23 protein-coding genes are annotated in these 24,681 nt (G+C 60.4%); 12 read left to right on the top strand and 11 right to left on the bottom strand.

Annotated elements, in window-relative coordinates; genetic code table 11:
- Positions 1-27 precede the first annotated feature (27 nt).
- The 3 genes from rarD to JBO08_RS06765 form a co-directional block, all read right to left on the bottom strand.
- On the bottom strand, positions 28-909 hold the full coding sequence (rarD, locus tag JBO08_RS06775) for an EamA family transporter RarD (protein ID WP_065873244.1): 882 nt from the start codon (positions 907-909) through the stop codon (positions 28-30).
- Between the two features lie 291 nt (positions 910-1,200).
- Positions 1,201-2,211 (bottom strand): aldo/keto reductase, encoded by a 1,011-nt coding sequence (locus tag JBO08_RS06770; protein ID WP_065890956.1) that lies wholly within the window; start codon positions 2,209-2,211, stop codon positions 1,201-1,203.
- 80 nt (positions 2,212-2,291) lie between these two features.
- The gene (locus JBO08_RS06765) at positions 2,292-3,194 is read right to left on the bottom strand and encodes a LysR family transcriptional regulator (RefSeq protein ID WP_220074280.1); all 903 of its coding nucleotides are present in this window, start codon (positions 3,192-3,194) and stop codon (positions 2,292-2,294) included.
- 101 nt (positions 3,195-3,295) lie between these two features.
- On the opposite strand from JBO08_RS06765, the gene JBO08_RS06760 reads away from it, so the two are divergent.
- Positions 3,296-4,000 carry an SDR family oxidoreductase gene (locus JBO08_RS06760; RefSeq protein WP_220074281.1) on the top strand — a complete coding sequence of 235 codons (705 nt, stop codon included), beginning with the start codon at positions 3,296-3,298 and terminating at the stop codon, positions 3,998-4,000.
- Between the two features lie 95 nt (positions 4,001-4,095).
- Here JBO08_RS06760 and JBO08_RS06755 read toward each other — a convergent pair whose 3' ends face one another.
- A complete protein-coding gene (locus JBO08_RS06755; protein WP_065873056.1) occupies positions 4,096-5,406 on the bottom strand; it encodes an MFS transporter in 1,311 nt (436 codons plus the stop codon).
- A gap of 160 nt (positions 5,407-5,566) precedes the next feature.
- Here JBO08_RS06755 and JBO08_RS06750 point away from each other — a divergent pair, with 160 nt between their 5' ends.
- The 4 genes from JBO08_RS06750 to JBO08_RS06735 all read left to right on the top strand — a co-directional run bounded on the left by JBO08_RS06750 (position 5,567) and on the right by JBO08_RS06735 (position 9,596).
- Positions 5,567-6,673, top strand: coding sequence for a sugar diacid recognition domain-containing protein (locus JBO08_RS06750; protein WP_220074282.1), 1,107 nt, complete (start codon positions 5,567-5,569; stop codon positions 6,671-6,673).
- A gap of 91 nt (positions 6,674-6,764) precedes the next feature.
- Entirely contained in the window at positions 6,765-7,904 is a 1,140-nt protein-coding gene (locus tag JBO08_RS06745) for a glycerate kinase (protein WP_065890959.1), read from the top strand.
- 53 nt (positions 7,905-7,957) lie between these two features.
- Entirely contained in the window at positions 7,958-9,022 is a 1,065-nt protein-coding gene (locus JBO08_RS06740; protein ID WP_065880535.1) for a DUF1176 domain-containing protein, read from the top strand.
- A 61-nt stretch (positions 9,023-9,083) separates the two neighbouring features.
- A complete protein-coding gene (locus tag JBO08_RS06735) occupies positions 9,084-9,596 on the top strand; it encodes a GNAT family N-acetyltransferase (protein WP_065873059.1) in 513 nt (170 codons plus the stop codon).
- Here JBO08_RS06735 and JBO08_RS06730 read toward each other — a convergent pair.
- The 3 genes from JBO08_RS06730 to ccoN form a co-directional block, all read right to left on the bottom strand.
- A complete protein-coding gene (locus JBO08_RS06730; RefSeq protein ID WP_220074283.1) occupies positions 9,593-10,285 on the bottom strand; it encodes an aspartate/glutamate racemase family protein in 693 nt (230 codons plus the stop codon). The genes JBO08_RS06735 and JBO08_RS06730 overlap by 4 nt on opposite strands.
- Before the next feature lie 90 nt (positions 10,286-10,375).
- Complete coding sequence (locus JBO08_RS06725; protein ID WP_065873061.1) at positions 10,376-10,585, bottom strand: cbb3-type cytochrome c oxidase subunit 3; 210 nt, start codon at positions 10,583-10,585, stop codon at positions 10,376-10,378.
- Position 10,586: 1 nt separating this feature from the next.
- Positions 10,587-12,014 carry a cytochrome-c oxidase, cbb3-type subunit I gene (gene ccoN / locus JBO08_RS06720; RefSeq protein ID WP_065880533.1) on the bottom strand — a complete coding sequence of 476 codons (1,428 nt, stop codon included), beginning with the start codon at positions 12,012-12,014 and terminating at the stop codon, positions 10,587-10,589.
- A gap of 177 nt (positions 12,015-12,191) precedes the next feature.
- Here ccoN and JBO08_RS06715 point away from each other — a divergent pair, with 177 nt between their 5' ends.
- Both JBO08_RS06715 and JBO08_RS06710 read left to right on the top strand, forming a co-directional pair.
- Complete coding sequence (locus JBO08_RS06715) at positions 12,192-12,686, top strand: hypothetical protein (protein WP_065873063.1); 495 nt, start codon at positions 12,192-12,194, stop codon at positions 12,684-12,686.
- Between the two features lie 90 nt (positions 12,687-12,776).
- Positions 12,777-13,448, top strand: coding sequence for a DUF3313 domain-containing protein (locus tag JBO08_RS06710; protein WP_065873064.1), 672 nt, complete (start codon positions 12,777-12,779; stop codon positions 13,446-13,448).
- A gap of 55 nt (positions 13,449-13,503) precedes the next feature.
- Here JBO08_RS06710 and JBO08_RS06705 read toward each other — a convergent pair whose 3' ends face one another.
- Together JBO08_RS06705 and JBO08_RS06700 are read right to left on the bottom strand one after the other, a co-directional pair.
- Positions 13,504-14,904 (bottom strand): DUF1254 domain-containing protein, encoded by a 1,401-nt coding sequence (locus tag JBO08_RS06705; RefSeq protein WP_065945293.1) that lies wholly within the window; start codon positions 14,902-14,904, stop codon positions 13,504-13,506.
- A gap of 156 nt (positions 14,905-15,060) precedes the next feature.
- Positions 15,061-15,426: a response regulator gene (locus JBO08_RS06700; protein ID WP_065873066.1), complete on the bottom strand. Its 366-nt coding sequence runs from the start codon at positions 15,424-15,426 to the stop codon at positions 15,061-15,063.
- A gap of 238 nt (positions 15,427-15,664) precedes the next feature.
- Between JBO08_RS06700 and JBO08_RS06695 the strand changes: the two genes are divergently transcribed.
- The 5 genes from JBO08_RS06695 (at position 15,665) to JBO08_RS06675 (ending at position 22,238) form a co-directional block, all read left to right on the top strand.
- Positions 15,665-19,162, top strand: a complete 3,498-nt coding sequence (locus JBO08_RS06695; protein ID WP_220074284.1) for a response regulator — start codon at positions 15,665-15,667, stop codon at positions 19,160-19,162.
- The gene (locus tag JBO08_RS06690) at positions 19,163-19,993 is read left to right on the top strand and encodes a protein-glutamate O-methyltransferase CheR (protein WP_371905342.1); all 831 of its coding nucleotides are present in this window, start codon (positions 19,163-19,165) and stop codon (positions 19,991-19,993) included.
- Positions 19,990-20,595 carry a chemotaxis protein CheB gene (locus JBO08_RS06685; RefSeq protein WP_065873068.1) on the top strand — a complete coding sequence of 202 codons (606 nt, stop codon included), beginning with the start codon at positions 19,990-19,992 and terminating at the stop codon, positions 20,593-20,595. The genes JBO08_RS06690 and JBO08_RS06685 overlap by 4 nt, the downstream gene beginning before the upstream one ends.
- Entirely contained in the window at positions 20,589-21,782 is a 1,194-nt protein-coding gene (locus JBO08_RS06680) for a hybrid sensor histidine kinase/response regulator (RefSeq protein WP_065873069.1), read from the top strand. The genes JBO08_RS06685 and JBO08_RS06680 overlap by 7 nt, the downstream gene beginning before the upstream one ends.
- Before the next feature lie 78 nt (positions 21,783-21,860).
- Positions 21,861-22,238 (top strand): response regulator, encoded by a 378-nt coding sequence (locus tag JBO08_RS06675; RefSeq protein WP_049713300.1) that lies wholly within the window; start codon positions 21,861-21,863, stop codon positions 22,236-22,238.
- Positions 22,239-22,602: 364 nt separating this feature from the next.
- Here the strand turns inward: JBO08_RS06675 and JBO08_RS06670 are convergent, their stop codons facing one another.
- Both JBO08_RS06670 and JBO08_RS06665 read right to left on the bottom strand, forming a co-directional pair.
- Positions 22,603-22,845, bottom strand: coding sequence for a hypothetical protein (locus tag JBO08_RS06670; RefSeq protein ID WP_139113196.1), 243 nt, complete (start codon positions 22,843-22,845; stop codon positions 22,603-22,605).
- 150 nt (positions 22,846-22,995) lie between these two features.
- Entirely contained in the window at positions 22,996-24,681 is a 1,686-nt protein-coding gene (locus tag JBO08_RS06665) for an ATP-binding protein (RefSeq protein ID WP_065909353.1), read from the bottom strand.

The following is a 24,681-nucleotide window of genomic DNA, read 5'->3' as shown; positions in this document are numbered from 1 at the left end:
TCGGCCGGGCTTTTTATTGCCTGCCAATCAGGCGCTGCGATGACGTACCAAGTGCTTGAACCCTTCAAACACCAGCACCATCACCGCCAGCCAGATCGGAATGTAGGTCAGCCATTCGCCGCCCTTGATCCCTTCGCCCAAGATCAGCGCCACACCGAGCAACAGGACCGGCTCTACGTAGCTGAGCAGCCCGAACAGGCTGAACGCCAGCAAACGACTGGCGATGATGTAGCTCACCAGCGCCGACGCACTGATCAGCCCCAGCAGTGGAATCAATGCGTAGAGCTTCGGGTAGGCATCCATCGCCGCAAAACCTTGCTCGCCACTCTGCACAAACCACCAGGCCACTGGCAGCATCAGCGCCATATCCAGCCAGAGTCCACCCAGATGATCGGTCTTAAGGTATTTGCGCACGATGAAGTACATCGGGTAGCCGATGATTACCACCAACGTTGCCCAAGAGAAACCACCGGCCTGGTACAACTCGTTGAGCACCCCAAGGCCTGCAAAAAATACCGCGACCCGCTGCAAGTACGAAAGCTGTTCGCCCCACACTAGGCGGCCGGTCAACACCATGGTGAGTGGCAACAGGAAGTAACCCACCGACACATCCAGGCTGCGCCCGTTCAACGGCGCCCACATGAACAGCCACAACTGCACGCCCAGCAAGGCCGAAGACACCAGCACACCGGCAATCAAGCGCGGCCGGTCCGCCAACATCCGCACCAACTCCCACACCCGTCGCCATTCGCCGCTGACGATCATGAATACCGTCATGCAGGGCACGGTGAGCAACATGCGCCAGCCGAAAATTTCCAGGCCGCTCAAGGGGGTCAGCAATGATGTGAAGTAATACATCACGGCAAACAACACCGAGGCCAAGACCGATAACACAACACCTTTAGACACACTGTCCTCGCGAAAACCATTGATACACAAGAGGGGGGATTTCAAGAGGGTGATTATGGTGCTTTTGGCGGGAGAGGGGTGCTCTGTTTTGGGGCGTTTTTCAGGGAAATTTCTCGTGGGGCCAACGAATTGAGCGCGGTGTTCCAGGCGAAGCAGGTTGAATGTGGGCGCTGTCGAGCCTCAGCGAGGCTGCGATAGCGCAGTGTCATGCGATGAAGATGTTGGCAGTACCGCCGCCTTCGCAGCCTCGCTGGGGCTCGACAGCTCCCACATTGTGTTCACCAAAAAAGCCTAGGCGCGTGCCACGCGGCCCGAAACAAAATGCCCCACATCATTGAACCCCGGTGTGGACGCATGCCCCGGCGTCACCAGCGAATCAATGAACGCTTCATCTTCCGCCGTGATCTTCACATCCAGTGCGCCGATGTAGGCATCCCACTGCGCCTCGGTGCGTGGCCCGACAATCGCCGAACTCACCGCCGAGTTATTCAACACCCAGGCAATTGCAAACTCGACCATCCCGACGCCGCGCCCTTGGGTGTATTGCTGCATCTGCTGGGCGATGCGCAGGGACTCCACGCGCCATTCTGTTTCCAGGATGCGTTTGTCCTGGCGCGCCGCACGGCTGCCGACCTCGGGGGTCACGTCCGGGGCATATTTGCCGCTGAGCACGCCCCGCGCCAGTGGGCTGTAAGGCACCACGCCCAAACCGTAGGCAGACGCGGCGGTGATCTGCTCGACTTCGGCCTGGCGGTTGACGATGTTGTACAGCGGCTGGCTGATCACGGGTTTGTCCACGCCCAGGCGTTCGGCCACGCGAATCACTTCGGCAATGCGCCATCCCCGATAGTTGGACAAGCCCCAGTAACGGACCTTGCCCTGGCGGATCAGGTCGCCCATCGCCGACACCGTCACCTCCAGCGGCGTGTTGTGGTCCTCGCGGTGCAGGTAATAGATGTCGAGGTAATCCGTGTCCAGGCGCGTGAGGCTGGCTTCCAGTGCGTTGAAAATGCGCTTGCGACTCAGGCCGCTGCGGTTGGGAAGGCCGTCCGGCGGGCCGAACCCGACTTTGGACGCCACGATCCAGTCTTGGCGCTGCCGGGTGATAGCTTCGCCGACAATTTCCTCGGAGCGTCCGCCCGTGTAGACGTCCGCCGTGTCAATAAAATTGATGCCCTGGTCCCAGGCCTTGTCGATGATGCGCAGCGAGTCTTCGGTGTTGGTCTGTTCGCCAAACATCATGGTGCCCAGGGTCAAGGCGCTGACCTTCAAACCGGACTGGCCCAATGTGCGGTAAATCATGGATAACTCCTCAAAGCGGGAAACGTGCCCCATGCAATACCAGACTCAAAGGCTCTGGGACAAGCCCTCTAAGCGTTTCTTCAGGTGCTCAGCAAGGCCTGACAACGCACATGTAAAAAGCGATGCAGTACCTTCACCCGTTCCGATACTTGCAGGCGGTGGGGGCACATCAGGTTGAACGGCGTCGGCTCGCCTTGCCAATCAGGCAGCAAGGGCACCAGCCGACCGGCTTTGATGTCGCGGGCAATATCCAGATTGGCTTTGTAGGCGATGCCGTGACCGGCCAATGCCCAGCGCCGGACGATTTCGCCGTCATCGCTCAAGTAGTCGCCCGTGACCTCGACTTCCTGAAGCAGCGCACCCTGGCGAAAGTACCAGGTACTGTTGGCCCGCCCCTGACGCATGTAGCGCAGCGTGTTGTGTTGCGCCAGATCGGCCGGTGTTCGGGGCGTGCCATGGCGCGCCAGGTAATCCGGGCTGGCACAGGGGATGCGGTGGTGATCGGGCACCACCGGCAGTGCCACGAGGCTGGAGTCCCGGGGTACGCCAAAACGCAAGGCAATGTCCACGGTGTCGCGGAACAGGTCGGCATTGCTGTCGTTGAGCAGCAACTGCAGGCGGATGTTGGGGTGTTCGCGCTTGAACTCATCCAGCCAGCCCAGCAGCACATTGCGCCCGAAATCCGACGGCGCCGCCAGTTGCAGCAAGCCGCTGAGGCTGTGGCCCTGCTGCCTGATCGCCTGTTCGCCCTCAGCCAGTGCTTCCAGCGCCACGCGCGCGCTCTCGAGGTAGCGCCGGCCTTCCTCGGTCAGCCGCATGCTCCGCGTGGAGCGCGCCAGTAACCGGATGCCCAACCGGGTTTCCAGGCGCTTGAGGGCGATGCTCGCTGCCGCTGGAGTCAAGCCCAAGCCTCGTGCAGCGGCAGACAGGCTGCCGGTGTCAGCGGTGCGCACAAAGACTTCAAGGTCTAGGGTCGAGCTCATTTGTAAAAATCCTTTAAAGATCTTGTCGTTTTACCGGGATTTTTCGCTGATTGCCAAGCTGGGAAGATGAACACTCACTTTTTCAATCAGGAATCTTCCCCATGGCTTCTTCCTTAAACGGCAAAACCGTCATCGTGATCGGCGGCAGCAGCGGTATTGGCGCGGCAGTCGCCAAGGCCGCCGCCGCGCGTGGTGCACAGGTGGTAGTTGCCGGGCGCCGCTTGGCGCGTGGCGTCGAAAACGGCCTGCGCAGCGAACCGGTGGACGTCACCGATACCGCGTCGCTGCAACGCCTGTTTGAAGGCGTGGGGCGCTTTGATCACCTGGTCTATACCTCCGGGCCGAGCGTACGCGCCAAGAGCTTGCTCGAAACCGACTTGCTCGAGGCTCAGGACAACTTCAACGTGAAGCTGTGGGGCTCGCTGCGGGCTGTCCAGCAGGCACTGCCATTTCTCGACGAACACGGCAGCATCTGCCTGACCTCCGGGCAATTGGGTCGAAAACTGGTGCCTGGGCAGTTCATCAAGGTCGGCATCAATGCCGCGACCGAAGCGCTGGGCAAGCAATTGGCCAAGGAGTTGGCACCGCGTCGGGTCAATGTGATCTGCCCGGGGGTGATTGATACGCCAGCGTATGCAGGGTTGGCTGAAGACCAGCGTCTGGCCATGTTTGCCAAGGCGGGCGGTGGGTTGCCGGTCGGCCGGGTAGGGCAGGCGGAAGAAGTGGCGGCGGGGTATGTATTGGCCATGGAAAACGGCTTTCTGACCGGCGCCGTCATCGACATCGACGGCGGCGGCCAGCTGTAAACACCGGACAACAATGTGGGAGCTGGCTTGCCTGCGATAGCGGTAGTGAATTCACCACCGCTATCGCAGGCAAGCCAGCTCCCACACGGACTGCATTAAGCCTTCAAGGTACGCGTCATCCGCAACGCCAACACACTACCCCCGACAATCACCGCCGCGAGCAAGTACAGCGCCATATCGGTAGACCCGGTGGCATCCTTCACAAACCCAACGATATACGGGCTGAGAAAGCCAGCCATCTGGCCCATGGAGTTGATCAACGCCAACCCGCCCGCCGCCGCGCCTGCACTGAGCATGGCGGTCGGCACCGGCCAGAACATCGGCAGGCCGGTGAGGGCGCCCATGGTGGCGATGGTCAGGCCGAGAATTGCAATCGCCGGGGTGGTGGCGAAATTCACCGCAATCACCAGGCCGATCGCGCCCATCAACATGGGCACCACCAAGTGCCAGCGCCGCTCTTTGCGCAGGTCCGCAGAGCGCCCCACCAGCAACATGAACACCGCCGCCAGCAGGTACGGAATGGCGCTGAGCCAGCCGATCACCAGGTTATCGCTGAAACCCAGGCTCTTGATGATCGACGGCAGCCAGAAGTTAATGGCGTACACGCCGCTCTGGATGCAGAAGTAGATCAGGCCGAACGCCCAGATCGCCGGGTTCTTGAACACCTCAGCCAGGGAGTCGGTGGTGGTTTTGGGTTTGTTCGCCAAGTCGGTGGCCTGGTCGGCTTCCAGCACCGCACGCTCGTGGGGCTTGAGCCACTTGGCATTGGCAAAGCTGTCGCTGAGCAGAAAGTAGGCGAGGGCGCCCAGGATTACGGTCGGAATGCCCTGCAGCAGGAACATCCACTGCCAGCCCGCGAGGCCACCTTGGCCGGCGGCGAAGTGGTTGAGGATCCAGCCGGAAAACGGGCTGCCGAGCAAACCGGAGACCGGGATCGCCGACATGAACAGCGCCATGATCCGCCCACGGCGGAACGTCGGGAACCACTGCGAGAGGTACAGCACCACACCGGGGAAGAAGCCGGCTTCAGCCGCACCGGTAAACAGGCGCAGGGTGTAGAAATGCGTCGGCGTGGTGACGAACAGCAGGCAAGTGGACAGCGTGCCCCAGACGATCATCATCAATGCAATCCAGCGGCGCGGACCGAACCGGGTCAACGCCAGGTTGCTCGGTACGCCACACAGCACGTAGCCGATAAAGAAGATCCCGGCGCCGAGGCCATACACGGTTTCGCTGAATTTCAAGGCATCGAGCATCTGCAGTTTGGCAAAGCCAACGTTTACCCGGTCGAGGTAATTGAACAGGTAGCAGATGAATATGAAGGGGATCAGGCGCAGGGTGATGCGCTTGTAGATGGCGTTTTTATCGTCATCGGTGGCCAGTGCGGTAGCGGCGCTCTGTGACATGGCGTTCTCTCTTTATTATGATTTTTCGCGATGCGAGGGTAACGTTGATCGCCCAAAGAGTCTCGGCCACCTGGCAGGCTGCTGTCTTTGTGCTCGCGCACAGCGAACCCTGCTTTGCGCTGTGCCTATGAACAACCCGCTTTCCAAGGAATTTAGCCCCATGTTCGAGCTGGATCATGACCTGGCGCAGAATATCGTCGATCGCACCATGGCGATTCTGCCCTACAACGTCAATGTCATGGACAGCCAGGGCCTGATTCTTGGCAGCGGTGAGCCTGAGCGTATCAACACCCGTCATGAAGGCGCGCAACTGGTGCTCGCCAATGGCCGCGTGGTGGAAATCGATGGTCAGACCGCCAAGCACCTCAAGGGCGTGCAACCGGGCATCAACCTGCCGCTGATGCACGACCAGCGCCTGATTGGCGTGCTGGGCATTACCGGCGAACCGGAAGGCCTGCGCACCTACGCCGAACTGGTGCGCATGACCGCCGAAATGCTGGTGAGCCACCGCCACCAGCAGGCGGAGCAGCAATGGCGGCGTCAGCGTTGTGATGACCTGCTCGCCTTGCTGCTGGCCGAAACCGGCGACTCGCCGCGCCTGGTGGATGAAGCCCAACAGTTGGGCCTCAAACCGCAGCTGGCGCGCACGCCCTACCTGTTTGAGCTGGGCGCGGGGCAATCGGCAGAGGCCTTGAGTGCCTGGCTGACCTCACGTTATCCGGACAGCTGGTGTGTCAGCTCGGCGCAATATTCACTGCTGTGGTGCCGGCCGGCGGCGGTACAGGTCGATAATCCTCGCCTGCTGGAAAAACTCGAAGGGCTGGGCTGGAATATCCTCCGCGTGGCCGTTGGCGGGCAAGCGGACGGGCTGGCTGGGTTGCGCCGCTGCTATCGACGCGTGGGTGACCTGCTCGCCTATGGTCGCGATGTATTGCCGCAGTCGCGCTTGCTGACGCTCAACCGTTATCGCCTGCCGGTGATGCTCTGGCGCCATCGCTACGACGATGCCCTCGACGAGTTGCTCAACCCGCTGCGCAAAGTCCTCGCCAAGGACAGCAACGGCCAACTGCTGGCAACGCTGCGCAGTTGGTGCGAACACGATGGGCAAAGCCAGGCCTGTGCCGATGCGCTGGGCATTCACCGCAACAGCCTGCGTTACCGCATGGAACGCATCGCCGAACTCAGTGGTGTCGACCCGCTGACCCTCGACGGCATGCTCGCGCTCTATCTGGGCGTGCAGTTGCTGCCCCAGGCTTTGTCGGAATGAACAACAAAGCGCAGCCGTACTTGTGCATTGGACCGGCGTCAGCGGCGGTGCCAACTGGCAGCATGGGCGTTATAAAAACCGGAGAAAGCCCATGAAAATCATCATCGCCCCCGACTCGTTCAAGGACAGCCTGAGTGCCGAGGGCGTGGCCCAGGCCATTGCGGCCGGGTTGGCCCAGGTCTGGCCGGATGCACAATTGGTCCAGTGCCCGATGGCGGACGGTGGTGAAGGCACAGTTGAAGCGGTACTCGCCGCGTGCAATGGCCAACTGCGTCGCCAGACCGTCCGGGGTCCGCTGGGCGCCACGGTCGAGGCGAACTGGGGCTGGCTGGCCGACAGCCACACCGCCATCATCGAAATGGCCGAAGCCAGTGGCCTGCAACTGGTCCCGTCGGGCCAGCGCGATGCATGCACAACCACCACATACGGCACCGGCGAACTGATCCGCGCAGCCCTGGATGCCGGTGCCCAGCGCATCATCCTGGCGATTGGCGGCAGTGCCACCAACGATGGCGGCGCGGGTGCGATGCAGGCGCTCGGCGTGCAACTGTTCGACGCCGCAGGCCAAGCGCTGCCCCCCGGTGGTCTCGCCTTGGCTCGCCTGGCACAGATCCGCCTTGAACAACTCGACCCGCGCCTGGCGCAGGTGAGCTTCGACATCGCTGCCGACGTCAACAACCCGCTGTGTGGCCCCCACGGTGCCTCGGCGATATTCGGCCCGCAAAAGGGCGCGACTCCCGAGCAAGTCCAACTACTGGACGGCGCCCTCGGCCACTTCGCCGACCACTGCGCCCAGGTGCTGCCCAAGGATGTGCGCGACGAACCCGGCAGCGGCGCCGCCGGCGGCCTGGGCTTTGCCGCCAAAGCGTTCCTGGGTGCACAGTTCCGTGCCGGTGTGGAGGTGGTTGCCGAACTGGTTGGCCTGGATGCAGCCATACGTGGCGCCGACCTGGTGATCACCGGCGAAGGCCGCTTCGACGCCCAGACCTTGCGGGGCAAAACGCCGTTCGGTGTGGCGCGTATTGCCCAACAACACAACGTGCCGGTGATTGTGGTTGCGGGCACATTGGGCGAAGGCTACGAACAGATGTACGCCCACGGCGTGGACGCCGCATTCGCCTTGCCTTCCGGGCCGATGAGCCTGGAGCAGGCGTGCAGTGAGGCGCCGCGGTTGTTGAGTGAGCGGGCGGCGGATATTGCGCGGGTATGGCGCACCGCTTCCAGGCACTGACGTAACGCCCCATACATGGGACAATCCGCGTCTTTTCGACACGGAGAGTCCCCATGCTGCGCCCCGCACTCCTGGCCCTGATACTGACCGGCACCCCCGCGCCAGCCTTCGCACAACCCCCCTCGGAAACCGTACCACTGCTGCGGGAAATCAAGGAATGGGTGGTCGGTTGCGACAACTTGCGCAACTGCCATGCCCTCAGCGCACCCAGCGGCGTTGATGAAGAAGACTACAGCTCGCTGACGTTGCACCTCTGGCACCAGGCCGGTCCAAAGGGGTATCTGCGTCTGCGCTTCGATCACCGTGGTGAAGCCGTGGACCTTTCCACCTTGCTGCTGGACGGTCAGCCGCTGGGCCTGGCGTTGACCCGCGATTTGCACGTTGAGTTGGACGATCAGGGCGGGGATCCCGAGGTGCAGTCCTATGGGGTGATTGAGGACGCTTCGGCGCGGCGCTGGTTACAGCGTTTGCGCAACGGTCAGCGACTGCAGTTGCCAGGCGATGAGCACGCGCATGTGTCATTGAGCGGGCTGAGTGCTTCGCTGCTGTTAATGGATGCGGTGCAGGGGCGCGTGGATAACGTGACGGCGCTGGCCCGACCCGGTAAGGGCGCTGCCAATGAGGTACCGCCACGCCTGCCGACGCCGGTGCTGCGCAAATTTGTTTCACCGCCGCCGTTAAACGCGCAGGAGCAGGCGGGCCTGGTAGCGGTCGCGTTGAAGGCGGCCACGCCCGAGGAGGGTGACGCCGAAGCACAAGCAGGTGCCTTGACGGCGCAGCAAGCGATGACCGTGGTGAGGTACGACTGTGCGGCCTACAACTGTGAGTACGACGTCAACAGCCGCCAGCGACAAGCGCCCTACACAGAAACGCCTCTCAATGTGCAGCCGTTGCCCCTGGATGGCGCCGCGCTGCAAGGCTCGGTGTGGTATGACGAAGCCTCCGGCACCCTGAGTTATTTCTACAAGCAGCGTGGAGTCGGTGATTGTGGTGGCGCAGGTTCCTGGGTGTTTGACGGCGAGCGTTTCCAGCTCAGCGAGTTTCACATCATGCCGCGCTGCACCGGGGTCGCTTCGGGGGATTGGCCAGCCTTGTGGTCGACCATGCCGGCGCCCTAGCCATCGGGCAGGCTTGGCCCCTACACTGGCCGGCCACGTGTCTTTCAACGGATGAAACACCATGCACACACCTGAACCCCACATCGTGATCCAGCGCTTCACCGAGGCCCACCTGGAGGGCGTCGCAGCGCTCTATAACGAACCGGCGGTGTGTCGTCAGGTGCTGCAAATGCCTTTTCAGTCGGTCGAGGCGTGGCGCAACAAGCTGGTCCAGGACAACGAGCGCCGTCTACAGCTGGTGGCCGTGCACGGCGGTGAAGTGATCGGCCAGCTGGGTCTTGAACAGTACCCGCGTGTACGCCGGGCCCACGTCGGTTCCTTCGGCATGGGCGTAGCGACGGCGTGGCAGGGCAAGGGGGTTGGCTCCCGGTTGTTGACGGCCGCGCTGGACGTGGCCGACAACTGGATGAACCTGCGCCGAGTAGAACTTACCGTGTACGCCGACAACGAAGCGGCGCAAGGGCTGTACCGTAAGTTCGGCTTCGAGGTCGAAGGCGTATTGCGCGATTACGCCCTGCGCGACGGCCAGTTTGTCGATACCGTGAGCATGGCGCGCCTGCGCACCTCGGCTTAGTCCTGCAAGGCAAACGCCACCGCAGCCTGCGCATGCAGCTCGGTGGTGTCCAGCAATGGCAGGTCGCTGTGCTCCGGCTTGATCAGTAGGCTGATTTCCGTGCAACCGAGGATGATCGCCTGGGCGCCACGTGCGGCCAGGGACTCGATCACACCTTGGTAAACCTTGCGTGACGCGTCACTGATCACGCCAACACACAACTCCTCATAGATGATCCGGTGCACGGCCTGGCGCTCGTCCACCTCAGGCACCAGCACGGTCAACCCCTGGGCGGCCAGGCGCGACTTGAGAAAGTCCTGCTCCATGGTGAACGCGGTGCCCAGCAAACCGACCGTCAGCGTGCCGGCGTCCACCGCAGCCGCACCCGCCGCATCGGCAATATGCAGGAACGGAATCGACACCGCGGCTTCAATACGGGGCGCCACCAAATGCATCGTGTTGGTACACAGCACGACACAGTCAGCACCGCCCGCCTGCAAGCGGCGTGCGGCCTCTTCCAGAATCAGCGCGGCGTCATCCCAGCGGCCGGCGTGTTGGGCCTGTTCCACCGGGCCGAAATCCACGCTGTACATCAACAGTTGCGCCGAGCGCAGCGGGCCGAGCGTGTCGCGCGCGCGTTGGTTAATGATGCGGTAGTACTCGGCGCTGGACTCCCAGCTCATGCCGCCGATAAGGCCGATGGTGCGCATGCGATGCTCCTGACACGGAAAGTCGCTTCACCTTACGCATTGACGCCTGGATAGTCATACGCAGTTGGCCGCGAAATGACCGGTGCAGTTTCACATGTCCAGATTGGCCCAGCCCGGCTTGGCCTCTTCCGGCGCCACCGCGTTGATCTGCTTGCCAGTCGCCTGCTCCACGCGCCGCGCCGCCTCCGGGTCATCGGCGAAAGGCATCAAGCTGGCGTCGTCCAGGCTCTTGTCCGTCTGGCCGCGCAAGCAGTACTCCACCGCGCCATACAGGCACGCCACCATCAGCAAACCCCACATATCAGGCGATCCGCGCATCAAGCTGGGCCAGTTTCAAGTCCGCGACGCGTACCGTGCGCCAGGTGTTGTAGGCCATCAACACCATCCCGGTGAGAAAGAACACGCCACCGGCAAACCGCACCACAAAACCCGGATGACTGGCCTGCAAGGCTTCGACAAATGAGTAGGTGAGGGTGCCGTCATCGTTGATGGCCCGCCACATCAGGCCCTGGGTAATGCCATTGACCCACATCGAGGCGATGTACAGCACGGTGCCAATGGTTGCCAGCCAGAAATGCAGGTTGATCAGCGCCACGCTGTGCATCTGCTCGCGGCCGAACACCTTCGGGATCATGTGATACAGCGAGCCGAAGGTGATCATCGCCACCCAGCCCAGTGCCCCGGCGTGCACGTGGCCGATGGTCCAGTCGGTGTAGTGGGAGAGGGCGTTGACGGTCTTGATCGCCATCATCGGCCCTTCGAAGGTCGACATCCCGTAGAACGCCAGGGACAACACCAGGAAACGCAGGATCGGGTCGGTGCGCAACTTATGCCAGGCACCCGACAAGGTCATCATGCCGTTGATCATCCCGCCCCAGCTCGGTGCCAGCAGAATCAACGACATTGCCATGCCCAGGGACTGCGCCCAATCAGGCAGGGCGGTGTAGTGCAGGTGGTGCGGGCCGGCCCAGATATACAGGGTGATCAGCGCCCAGAAGTGCACGATCGACAAGCGATAGGAGTACACCGGGCGTCCGACTTGTTTCGGTACGAAGTAGTACATCATCCCCAGAAAGCCAGTGGTCAGGAAAAACCCTACGGCGTTATGCCCATACCACCACTGCACCATGGCATCCGTCGCCCCGGAATACACCGGGTATGACTTGAACCAGTCCACCGGGATCGCCAGGTGGTTGACCACATGCAGCATGGCGATCACCAAAATGAATGCGCCGAAAAACCAGTTGCCCACATAGATGTGTTTGGTTTTGCGCCGCACCACGGTGGTGAAAAACACAAGGGCATAGGCCACCCACACCACGGTCATCCACACCGCGCCGGAGAACTCGATCTCGGCGTACTCCTTGGTGGTGGTGTAGCCCAGCGGCAGGCTGAACAACATGATCACGATCACCGACTGCCAACCCCAAAAGGTAAACGCGGCGAGGCGGTCGGAAAACAACCGTACCTGGCAGGTGCGCTGTACCGCGTAATAGCTGGCGGCAAACTGCGCACTGCCGGCAAAGCCAAAGATCACCAGGCTGGTGTGCAAGGGGCGCAAGCGGCCAAAGGTGGTCCAGGGTAAATCCAGGTTCATTTCCGGCCAGACCAGTTGCGAGGCGATCCACACACCCATGGCCATGCCGACCACGCCCCAGACGATGGTGGCGATAACGAATTGGCGGACGACTTTATAGTTATAGGCCTGCCCGATTGTTGCTGTGCTCATGCTCAGTCCTCCCACGGTTCCAAGTGGCGGCACTGTAGGAAGCGTGGGTAAAACAAAACAGACTCAGAGGAACCTCATTGCAGCGGATCAGTTGCTTTGCCAGCGTTAGTCGCACGGCCGGCCACCGCATCTGCCATGATTGAGCTTCGCAACCTGGCTCACCGGAGGAGATCCGCAATGGACGATGTACAGCAACTGGGCGAGATGCTTCGTCATTACGCCGATAGCGAAGCGCATAAAAAACAGCAATTCGACGTGCAGTCGGCCCGCTGGGCGCAAAAACTCGACGCGTTGTTCGGGCAGATCGAGCAATGGCTGGAACCGGTGAAAACGGTGGGGTTGCTTGAAGTGCACCGAGAGCCTTACGTGGCCAGCGGCCCAAGCATCCCGGTGGAGACGTCGACCTTCAAGACCGAGAAACTGACCGTGCAGATCACCGGCAAACCGGTGGAGTTCGTGCCGGATGTGATGGGGGTGGGTGGGTTGATCTCCGTCTCGGTCATGGGTTTGACCGCCGCGCGGCATGGCAGCGTTTCCCTGGTGCTGCCTGCGGATAAAAACGATTGGCTGTGGAAGAAGACCAATGGCCTTAAAGACCCGGACACGTTCGGCTTTGACGCGAACTTCCTGGCGTCGCAGTTGCAGAGCCTGATTCCTCGCGAACGCGCCTGAACGGCAGGTGGTTGGAGCAGGGCTATTTGCCCAGGATTAGCTATACCTACAGCTCAATGTTCCAACGCCGACCGCCAGGGAGTTCAAAAGATGAAATTAAGGCAAGTCGTTACCGTGCTGTGCGTCGCTTCGCTTGGGCTGGCGGGCTGTGCCAGCAAGATTACGCAACCCGATGAATACTCGGGTTTTCTCTCGGATTACAGCCAACTGAAGCAAGGCAAGTCGCCTTCGGGCGCCGAAGTGATGCGCTGGGTCGACCCAACACTGGATTTGAGCCGCTACAGCGCGGTGTACATCGAACCGACGCAGTTCTACCCCAAGCCCCAGGCCACCGCCAAGATTCCGGACAGCACCCTGCGTGGCATCAACGATTATTTCAACCAGGCGCTCAAGCGTGAACTGGCCAAGTCGTTGCCCCTGGCCAATGGCCCAGGTCCAGGCGTCATTGTGGTGCGCGCGGCGATTACGGCGGTCGGCAGCAAGACCGAAGGCCTCAAGCCCTATGAGTTTATTCCGGTCGCTCTGGTGGCTGCGGCGGTCAGTACCGGTACCGGCATCCGTGACCAGGAAACCACCCTGGGCACCGAAGCGCAGTTTCTCGACGGCGCCAATGGCAAGGTACTCGCCCAAGTGGTACGCAAAGGCACCGGCAAGCCGTTGGCCAATGATTCCCAAGTGATGCAGTCCAGCGATGTGAAAGGCGTTATCGACGGCTGGGCGTCGGACCTGCACCAGTCCTATGTGAAGCTGAAAAAGCACTGAACCTCAACCCCATCCTGGCCGGCTCGTTGGTGTCACAACTGCCGGCCAGTCGCTGCTACTTCTGGGGTGTCAGGGGTGGCAGCTTCCATTGGCCATTAACTGCTTCCGGCTTGGGCAGGTACATGCGCAGTACCGCGTAGAAGGGCGCGGGCGGCGCGGGCAGCCAATTGCTCTGTTCTGCCTTCGGCGGCTCGTGGTGTTGCAGCGCCAGGGTCACGCCGCCGTCGGCGTCGCGCTTGAGGTTGGGCAGCATCCGTGAATTGATCAGGTAGCGTTTCTTGTGGTTGGGCACCAGTTGCCCGGTCTTGGCTTCATACATGGTCAGCGACCAGAATGCATCGGCCGGTGGCAGTTGGTCTTTGGCAAAGTGAACGGTGTAGCTATGACGCGCACCATTGGCCGGTTTGCCTTCGCTGTCGACGGCGTAAGTCATGTAGCTGACTTCTTCGGCCGAATTGCCGAACAAACGCTGGATAGCGCCGGCGTAGCGGTACAGGTAGTTGTTTTTCAGGCGATCACGGCTGCCATGCAGTTCGCCACTGGTGACCTGAAGGGTGTCGAGCTTGTCTTTCTTGAAGGCTGCAAACTCGGCTTTGCCATCTGCTATGCCTTGTTCCAGGGCTTTGCGCTGTTCCGCGCTGAGCTGGCTGACCTTGAAGGGCGCGCCAGGCGCGATGCCGATGGTGGCAAAGCGGGCCAGCAGGTCTTTCTCGCTGTCCTGAGGCTTGGCGTAGGCCAGCATAAAGTTCAGGTAGCGAAACAGTTGCGGGCTGTCTGTCATCGCCGCCGTGGGCTTGGGCCACTCGATCTTTGCCACCTTGGCCGGTGCGGCTTGCTTCACATAGCCGCTCAGCGGCTGCACCTTGTAGCCGTTCTGGATCTGCTTGACCTTGTTCAGGTCTTTTTCATCAAACAACTGCGTGCGGTAGAGCGCGTAGACCAAGTTGCTTTCGCTGTAGATCACCCGGTCCACATCCATAGGCTGCTGGCCCTTCCAATCAGGACCCGCGACCATGTAGTGGCCGCCATGGTTGCCGGTACTGCGAGTGCCCAGGTACGCAATGTTCTGGCTATAAAGGTCGATCAACTGCACCGAGTAATAGCGATCGTCCTCAATCCCGGGCAACGTCAGCACCATCGGCTCCCTGCGCAGGTCCATCCAGACGAAGGAATAGGGCGTGTCAGGGTTCGCCTTGGCCTGCGTGGTGTCTTTCGGGCTGAGCACTTGGGCGGAATGCCCCAGCCGATTGATCGGCGCCTTGAAGTTGGCGCCGCCTTGATCAACGGCCTGCGTATAGAGCGTCTTGTACATCTCCACCACCGGGTAGCCATACAGGTAGGCTTCCTTGGCAATCGCCCGGGCCTCACTCGGTGTTGCCGTGAAGTCAGCCCAGGCGCCGGTGCTCATGAGTATCGAGAGGCTCGCCAACAGCAGGCGCGTCGGTTTTCCAATCATGTTGTTGCGTCCTTCGTGAGTGCGTTTTGAAGAATGAGTAGGGGTGGCGCGGGGAAGCGCTGAGTTTCCGGTTTTATTGGTCGAAGGTCACGTTAATCTCTGAACATCTGACGCAAAAATGCCGCCCATGCAGGCGGCACTGAAGACAAGCCGGGATTACAGCGCAGGCAACATCGATTTGACTTTGTCGCGCAGTTGATCGATGGAAAACGGCTTGGCGATGACCTGCATGCCGGCAGACACGTCGATATTCTCGGCATAGCCGCTGGCGAACAGGATTGGCAGGGCAGGGCGTAGTTCGCGGACCTTGATCGCCAGTTGCTTGCCGTCCATGTCTGGCAGGCCGACGTCGGTCATCAGGAGGTCGATCACCTGGTCGGTGTTTTGCACCAGAGCCAGCGCCTCCTCGGCATCGGCCGCCTCTACCACACTGAATTCCAGCTCCTCCAAGACATCGACGATGAGCATGCGCACGATGGCATCGTCTTCGACGACAAGGATGGTGGAGGTGACTGCAGACATAATCGAATTCCCAAAAAAGGCAAGGGTTTACACGCGGCCGTTCTGACAGGCCTCTTCCTTGAGTAAGCGGGCACTCATGACAAGTTCCCGCTGGCCGTAAAAACAATGCGATAGAAAAGACGAGAGAGAATAGCGGGTTCCTTCGCAGGAATCTGTACAAAACCGTTCTAGAAAAATAGTCTTGCCCGCCACTTTGCGGCAAACTCCCGGTTTTTCCACCTTTGGCCAAGGCATTTCCATGACTCCCGCGTCGTCCGTCGATGAAAAGAGCTTTCGTAACCTCCTGAGCCGAAACGTTGCACTGCCCCTGAGTGTGGGTGTGCTCAGTGCAGTGTTTTTCGTCGTGCTGATCACCTACCTGTTGTCGGTAATCCAGTGGGTGGAACACACCGATCGGGTTATCAATAACCTGAATGAATCGTCCAAGCTGACGGTGGACCTGGAAACCGGCATGCGCGGCTTCCTGATCACCGGTGACGAGCATTTCCTCGACCCCTACGAAGTGGCCAAGCCGCGAATCATCGCCGACCTGCGCAATTTGCAGGAGTTGGTGGCGGACAATCCGCAGCAGGTGGACCGCCTCAAACGCCTGGAAGCATTGCAGGCCGAGTGGAACAACTATGCCCAGTCGATGATTGATCTGCAGCGCACGAGCGGCGACTACCGCGATGCGGTCAAGGCCGGCCGCGGCAAGCGCCTGACTGACGAAATCCGCAAGGAATATGACGACGCGGTGGCGATGGAGCAGCAGTTCCGCATCGCCCGCAATGAAGAGGTCACCCGCACAACGGTGATCAGTGTCACCTTGTACTTGGCATTTGTGTTGGGGTTAAGCGGTTTCCTGGCTTATATCGGCCGTAAGAATCTTGTTTCATTATCAGACAGTTACAGCGAAAACCTCGCGTCACAACAGAAGATCGCGCGACGCTTGGAACGGCAAGCCTGGTTGCGCAATGGCCAGACCGAACTGGCTGAACAGGTCCTCGGCCAACTCACCTTGAACATGCTCGGCCGCAATATCCTGCAATTCTTTGCCCAGTACATGGGCTCGGTCGTTGGCGCGCTGTACGTGCGCGAAGAACACGGCGGCCTCAAGCGCGTGGCCACCTACGGTTTCTCCCGCGAGCAAGAGCAACGGGAGCAGGCCATCTACAGCGACGAAGGCATCGTTGGGCAGGCAGCCCATCTGGATCGGCTGATTCGCCTGGACGACGTGCCAGTGGATTATTTCAAAGTCAGTTCTGGCCTGGGTGAAGGCGCTGCCCGTAGCGTACTGGTGGTGCCGACCAACAATGACGAGCGGGTCAATGGGGTGATTGAGCTGGGTTTCCTGCGCCCACTGGAAGAGCGTGACGTCGAGCTGCTGGAGCTGATCTCCAGCAATATCGGCACCTCCATCGAGGCCGCTCGGTATCGTCAACGCCTGCAGGAAGTGCTGGCCGAGACCCAGCAGCTCAACGAAGAGCTGCAAGTGCAACAGGAAGAGCTCAAGACCGCCAACGAAGAGCTGGAAGAACAGTCACGCATCCTCAAAGAGTCCCAGGCCCACCTGGAAACCCAGCAGGCTGAGCTGGAGCAGACCAACGAGCAACTGGCCGAGCAAACCGAGACCCTCGCCGAGCAGCGCGACGCCATGGACCGCAAGAATATCGAGCTCAACCAGGCCCAGCTCGCGCTGGAAGATCGCGCCGAAGAGCTGCAGCGCTCCAGCAAGTACAAGTCTGAATTCCTCGCCAACATGTCCCACGAGCTGCGCACACCGCTGAACAGCTCGCTGATCCTGGCCAAGTTGCTGGCCGAGAACCCCCAGGAAAACCTCAGCGCTGAGCAGGTCAAGTTTGCCGAGTCGATCTATTCCGCCGGCAATGACTTGCTCAACCTGATCAACGACATCCTCGACATCTCCAAGGTCGAAGCCGGCAAGCTGGAAGTGCGCCCGGAAACCTCCAGCGTGGCGCGCCTTGTAGACGGCCTGCGCGGGATGTTCGAGCCGCTGGCGGCCGATCGTAAACTGGGTTTCCAGGTGGACGTGCAGGAAGGTACGCCGACCCTGCTGTTTACCGACCGCCAGCGCCTGGAGCAGATCCTGAAAAACCTGCTGTCCAACGCGCTCAAGTTTACCGAGCAAGGCGAGGTCAGCCTGTCGGTGTCCCGTGCATCCGGGGAAGGCATTGCCTTCACGGTGCGCGATTCCGGCATCGGTATCGCCCCGGACCACCAGGAAAGCATCTTCGAAGCCTTCCGGCAGGCCGACGGCACCACCAACCGCCGTTATGGCGGCACCGGCCTCGGGCTGTCTATTTCCCGCGACCTGGCCACCCTGCTGGGCGGTTACATCCGTGTGACCAGCGAGCCAGGCAAGGGCAGTGTCTTTACCCTGGTATTGCCGGAGCAGTATGTAGAGCGCGAAGCAGACGCGGCACCGGTCGAACAACCACGCCAAGCAGTCGTGGTGCCTGCGCCAATGCCGGTCAAGGTAACACCGCTGCCGGTAGCCGATGCCAAGCAGATCCCGCGTTTCGCCGACGACCGCGACAAGGCCCCCTTCACCACGCGCTGCATCCTGGTGGTGGAAGACGAGCCGAATTTCGCCCGCATCCTGTTCGACCTGGCCCACGAGCTCGGCTATAACTGCCTGGTGGCCCATGGCGCAGACGAAGGCTACAGCCTGGCCGAAGAGTACATCCCTGACGCGATCCTGCTGGATATGCGCCTGCCGGACCACTCCGGGCTGACCGTGCTGCAACGCCTGAAAGAACACGCCAACACCCGCCATATCCCGGTGCATGTGATTTCCGTGGAAGACCGTGTCGAGGCGGCCATGCACATGGGCGCCATTGGTTATGCGGTCAAGCCCACCACCCGCGAAGAGCTCAAGGACGTCTTTGCACGCCTGGAAGCCAAGCTGACCCAGAAGGTCAAGCGCGTACTGCTGGTGGAAGACGATGACCTGCAGCGCGACAGCATTGCCCGCCTGATCGGCGACGATGACATCGAGATCACCGCCGTTGGCTTCGCCCAGGAAGCCCTCGACCTGCTGCGCAACCATGTCTACGACTGTATGATCATCGACCTCAAGCTGCCCGACATGCTCGGTAACGAGCTGCTCAAGCGCATGGCCACTGAGGACATCTGCTCGTTCCCGCCGGTGATCGTCTACACCGGGCGCAACCTGACCCGCGACGAAGAGGCCGAACTGCGCAAGTATTCGCGCTCGATCATCATCAAGGGCGCGCGTTCACCGGAACGCCTGCTGGATGAGGTCACACTCTTTCTGCACAAAGTCGAGTCCCAGCTGTCCCATGATCGTCAAAAGATGCTCAAGACTGCGCGCAGCCGCGACAAGGTCTTCGAGGGGCGCAAGATCCTGTTGGTGGACGACGATGTGCGCAACATCTTCGCCCTGACCAGCGCCCTGGAGCACAAAGGCGCCGTGGTGGTCATTGGGCGCAATGGCCGTGAAGCCATCGACAAACTCAACGAGGTCGAGGATATCGATCTGGTGTTGATGGACGTGATGATGCCGGAAATGGACGGTTACGAGGCTACCGCCTTGATCCGCCAGGACCCGCGCTGGAAGAAGTTGCCGATCATCGCAGTCACGGCCAAAGCGATGAAGGACGATCAGGAACGCTGCCTGGCCGCCGGCTCCAATGATTACCTGGCCAAGCCGATTGACCTGGACCGCCTGTTTTCTTTGATTCGCGTGTGGCTACCGAAGATAGAACGCATTTAAGTGGAGCGACGTTTTTTGGAAACAAGCAGTGACATTGAGTTGCGCCTGTTGATTGAGGCGATTTACCTCAAGTACAGCTACGACTTTCGCGACTACTCCGGTGCGTCCGTCAAGCGCCGCGTGGCCCATGCGTTGCGCCAGTTCGACTGTGCGACCATTTCCGCCTTGCAGGAGCGTGTGCTGCACGACCCGGCGGCGTTCATGCAGTTGCTGCAATTTCTGACGATCCCGGTGAGCGAGATGTTTCGTGACCCGTCGCACTTCCTGGCGATCCGCCAGGAAGTGGTGCCGTTGCTCAAGACCTACCCGTCGATCAAGATCTGGATCGCCGGCTGCAGCACGGGCGAGGAGGTGTACTCCATGGCCATCCTGCTGCGTGAAGAGGGCTTGCTGGAGCGTACGATCATCTACGCCACGGATATCAACCCGGCGTCGTTGGAGAAGGCCAAGCAAGGCATCTTTTCCCTGGAAAACGTACGGGCCTACACGGCCAACTATCAGCAGGCGGGCGGGCAACGCTCATTTGCCGACTACTACACGGCAGCCTACGAGTACGCGATCTTCGATAAGACGCTGCGCGAGAATGTCACGTTCGCCGACCACAGCCTGGCGACTGACAGTGTGTTTTCAGAAACTCAATTAATTTCGTGTCGTAACGTGTTGATTTATTTCAATAAAAAATTGCAAGATCGCGCGTTTGGGTTGTTCCATGAGTCGCTGTGCCATCGCGGCTTTTTGGTGCTGGGCAGCAAGGAAACCTTGGATTTCTCCGCGTACGGCAAACAGTTTGAACCCTTGGTCAAACAGGAACGGATCTACCGAAAACTATGAATCAAGCGGCTGCCAGCCCGGCATCGGTCCGGGGCATAGAGGCTATCGTCATCGGTGCGTCTGCCGGTGGCGTGGAAGCCTTGCTGACGGTGTTCAGCGAATTGCCAGCGGATTTCGGCTTGCCGATCATCACCGTGCTGCACTTGCCGGATGAACGCCGCAGCCAATTGGCCGAGGTGTTCGACCGGCGTGTTGCCATGCGAGTGGTGGAGGCCCGTGACAAGGAAATGCTCAAGCCCGGCACCCTGTACTTCGCCGGGCCCGGCTACCACCTGTCGGTGGAGCAGGATCGCAGCCTGTCCCTGAGCCAGGAAGACCGTGTGCACCACTCGCGGCCGGCAATTGATTTCCTGTTTGAATCGGCCGCCGATGCGTACGGCAAAGGCTTGATGGCTATCCTGTTGACCGGCGCCAACCATGACGGCGCCCGGGGCCTGGCCCACGTCAAGCAGCAAGGTGGAACTACTGTGGTGCAAGAACCCACTGAAGCACGCATTGCTGTCATGCCCCGTGCAGCGCTGGCGCTGCATACACCCGACCACATTCTAACGTTGAGCCGGATTGGCTCACTGCTGGCTTCCCTGGAATATTCCCCATGTTAAGTACTGTGCAGGCCAAACTGCTGATCGTCGACGATCTGCCGGAAAACCTGCTGGCCCTCGAAGCGCTGATCAAGCGCGAGGACCGGCAGGTGTTCAAGGCATTGAGCGCTGACGAGGCCTTGTCCCTGTTGCTGGAGCACGAGTTCGCCCTGGCGATTCTCGATGTACAGATGCCCGGCATGAATGGTTTTGAGTTGGCCGAATTGATGCGCGGCACCGAAAAGACCAAGAACATCCCGATTGTGTTTGTCAGTGCTGCCGGCCGTGAGCTCAATTACGCCTTCAAGGGCTATGAAAGCGGCGCCGTCGACTTCTTGCACAAGCCGCTGGATATCCATGCGGTAAAGAGCAAGGTCAATGTGTTCGTTGACCTGTACCGCCAAAGCAAAGCCATGAAGCTTCAGGTAGAAGCGCTTGAGCGCAGCCGTCGCGAGCAAGAACTGTTGCTGTCGCGCCTGCAGGCCGCGCAGGCCGAGCTGGAGCAGGCGGTCCGTATGCGTGACGACTTCATGTCAATCGTCGCCCACGAAGTGCGCACGCCTCTCAATGGCCTGATCCTCGAGACCCAACTGCGCAAGATGCACCTGGCCCGGGATAACGCCGCCGCATTCACCCTGGACAAGATGCACGCCATGGTCGACCGCGACGAGCGCCAGATCCAGAGCCTGATTCGCCTGATCGAAGACATGCTCGATGTGTCGCGCATCCGCACCGGCAAGTTGTCGATCCGCCCGGCGCGTTTCGATCTGGCGCAGCTTGTGAGCAACCTGGTAGAGAACTTCGGCCCCCAAGTCGCGGCGGCGGGCTCTTCCATGGAACTGATCGTCGACGGCCCCGTGGAAGGCAACTGGGACGAGTTCCGCATCGAACAGGTGGTGACCAACCTGTTGACCAACGCACTGCGCTACGGCGCCAAAAGCCCGGTGCAGGTGCGCGTGTACAGCGAACACGGCGAAGCTCGCGTGGAAGTGCGTGATCACGGGATCGGTATCAGTGAAGAAAACCAGAAGCGAATTTTCCAGCAGTTCGAGCGTGTGTCTGCCAGCCAAGTGGCTGCGGGCCTCGGCCTGGGGTTGTTTATTTCCGAGCAGATCGTTGCAGCCCATGGCGGCACTATCGAGGTCGAGAGCCAGATAGGTGAGGGCGCCTTGTTTCGGGTGTGTTTGCCCCTCGAGGCATTGGCATGAAATCAATCGTCACCTCGACGCAACCTCTGCGTGACCCCATGGTCGTAATTGCAGCAATTGACCGGACAAAGGCTTCCCATGAGTGAAGATGCGCAAGATGTCGTTCTGATCGTCGAGGACGACGAATCCATTATGTTTGTGCTGGGCGAGTACCTGGCCGGCCTCGGCTATCGGGTATTGAAGGCCATCGATGGGGAGCAGGCCTTCGAAATCCTCGCAACCAAGCCGCACCTGGACCTTATGGTGACCGACTACCGCCTGCCCGGCGGGATTTCCGGGGTGCAGATCGCCGAGCCGGCGATGAAGTTGCGCCCGGAACTGAAAGTGATCTTCATCAGCGGTTACCCGCAGGAAATCCTTGACTGCAACAGCCCCATCACGCGCAACGCGCCGATCCTGGCCAAGCCGTTTGACCTGGATACGCTGCAAGAGCATATCCAGCGGTTGTTGGCCTGAAGGATACGGCGCCTGCCGGCAGGCGCCGCTCATTTCCCCCTCTCAGGGCGTAAGCTTCTGTACGTTTGCGTTGAGCATACTTGAAGGTGTAAACGCGAACCTGATCGCGATGGTAGGACGAGTGTGGATCGATGGGCAGGGTGATGACACCCAGGACCGTTTCCAGATCATTTTTGACCCTGGCCGCGAGTTGATCTGGCGTCATGTAACCCACAGAACCGGGTGGTAATTGGGCCTTCTTGAGCGTCCAGATGTATTGGGGCAAATGCAGCCAACACTCGATTAATGATCTGGTCGTTAAATGTGTGTCGGTTATTGATATCCTCCATCTCTCGCTTTTGGTGTTCGAACGCATCTTCATGGTTCAAGTGCGCGCCGCCTGCGAAAACCTTCTGCTGCTCCAACTGCGCAGCACGGTCGTTTGCAGCGTCAACGGTTGTTGGGCATATCGCTGAGCCAGTTGACTGTCACCATCAACGCTTGGCGGCTGTACAGAAGCGTCGGTTTGCAGAGCCGCCAGCGACAGGCGCGATGTCTGGATAAACGGGGGTTCAAATGGGACAAAATGGGCAAGCGACGGAGTGGAGAGGTGTGCAGACAGGGTCATCAGTGCATGCTCAGTCGGGACTGTCGAATAGGTTCGCAGCGTCCTTACGCGAGGGTTTCCTACCTGTTCGTGTACCGAAGGCACTAAATGATTCCACGATTACCCTGCCTGCTAATTACCAAGTAATGCAGGACGAGTGACGGTTGCTCGTCAGCGGTCCGTCATGTCGACTGACTGTTTGATCATCTCCCGGACCTTTACGGTCAACAAATCAAAGGTGAACGGCTTGGTGATCAACTGCATCCCAGGATCAAGGAAACCGCCACGCACCGCTGCATGCTCGGCGTAACCGGTGATGAACAGCACCTTGAGATCCGGACGGATCTGCCGGCCGATTTCCGCCAGTTGGCGGCCATTCATGCCGGGCAGGCCAACGTCGCTGATCATCAAGTCAATACGTTGCTCCGACTCGATGATCGGCACCGCCGTGTTGGCGTCACCCGCTTCGACATAGCCATAACCCAACTCTTTGAGTACCGCGCTGACCAGCACGCGCACGGCGGGGTCGTCCTCGACAATCAGTACCGTTTCCCCCGCATTGGCGGAAGGCAAAAGCGCTGGGTCAGCCACTAACTCGGCGGCGATTTCGCCGATGAACCGTGGCAGAAACAGACTGACCGTCGTGCCTTTGCCCACTTCGCTGTGAATGGTCACATGGCCACGCGACTGGCGGGCAAACCCGTAGATCATCGATAAACCCAGTCCCGTGCCCTGGCCGATGGGCTTGGTCGTAAAGAATGGGTCGAACACGCGGCCGATAACACTTTCCGGAATGCCACAGCCCGTGTCGCTGACGCGCAGTTCAACGTAGTCACCCGGCAGCAGGGTGCCGTAGGCGGCGGTGAACACACTGTCGAGGTGGCGGTTATTGGTTTCCACGGTCAGGCGGCCACCGTTGGGCATCGCGTCACGGGCATTGATCACTAGGTTGAGCAGGGCGTTTTCCAACTGATTGGGGTCGGCCTCGGCGGTCCACGGTTCGTGGGCGAGTTGCATGTCCAGGGCGATGCTTTCGTTGATACTGCGTTGCAGCAACTCACCCATCGAAGTTACCAGTTGGTTGATCTCCACGGGCTTGGAGTCAAGTGATTGCCGGCGCGAAAACGCCAGCAGCCGATGGGTAAGGCTCGCCGCACGGTTAGCGGAGGTGACGCCCAGATCGATGAGGCTGTCCAGGTCGTCCAATTTGCCTCGGGCAATACGCCTTCGCAGCATTTCCAGGCTGCCGATGATCCCCGTCAACATGTTGTTGAAGTCGTGCGCGATACCGCCAGTGAGCTGGCCGACGGCTTCCATTTTCTGAGATTGGCGCAGGGCTTCCTCGTTGCTGCGCAGCTGCATGGTGCGTTCTTCGACCTGCTGCTCCAAGGTTGCCAACGTACGTTGCAGGCGCAGTTCGCTCTCACTTAAGTCAACCAGGCGGTCGCGCGCCTCATACTGCCGGCGCCGGCTGCGCACGGCAGTAGTAACCAGGCTGATCAGCGTGGAGGGGTGAAACGGTCGTTCCAGAAAGGTCACGTTGCCAAGCAAATTGCTCAGGTGAGACGAGCCGCTTTGCTCCTTGCCGCCATGGTGAGTCATCAGCACGATGGGCAAATCGGACCAGGGCGGCTGGCGACGCAGGCAATCAAGCAACGTATTGAGGTCAACACCGCGCAACGCTTCGACCGCCACGATCAGCAGGCCGGCGCCTTGCTCCAGCGCCTCGCACAGTCGTGGCAAGTCGCTGGCAATCAGGCTGCCATACCCCGCTTCTTTGAGCATCATTGACGCGAGTACGCTATCGCGTCCCATCGGCGCAAGAATGATTGCTCGCTCGGATACAGGTAACGACAT

It is taken from the genome of Pseudomonas sp. LAP_36, from assembly GCF_019456785.1.
GTDB lineage: Bacteria > Pseudomonadota > Gammaproteobacteria > Pseudomonadales > Pseudomonadaceae > Aquipseudomonas > Aquipseudomonas tritici.
This window is presented reverse-complemented; position numbering and strand designations above follow the sequence as displayed.